1 protein-coding gene is annotated in these 251 nt (G+C 65.3%); it reads right to left on the bottom strand.

The window, feature by feature from the left end:
* Positions 1-251: pirin family protein (locus JHD07_RS10955; RefSeq protein ID WP_291621860.1), on the bottom strand; the 251-nt coding region annotated here is incomplete at both ends.

The raw sequence follows: 251 nt of genomic DNA, 5'->3' as shown, positions 1-251 counted from the left end.
GCAGCGCGACCCACGCCTGGATACCATGCAGTCGGTCTCCGACCGCACGGGCGTGCTCGAAACGCTCGCTGTGCGTGATGCCGCTGCCGGCCGTCATCCAGTTCACTTCCTGCGGCCGGATCGGCTGCTCGTAGCCCAAGCTGTCCCGGTGCATGATCTCGCCCGAGAACAGATAGCTCACGGTCGAAAGCCCGACGTGGGGATGTGCTCTTACGTCGAACTTGCGGTCGAGGCCGGGAGCCAGATCGACC

It is taken from the genome of Bradyrhizobium sp. (genome assembly GCF_016462955.1).
Classification (GTDB): domain Bacteria; phylum Pseudomonadota; class Alphaproteobacteria; order Rhizobiales; family Xanthobacteraceae; genus Bradyrhizobium.
The sequence above is the reverse complement of the archived record's forward strand: the minus strand, read 5'-3'. Positions and strand labels throughout refer to the sequence as shown.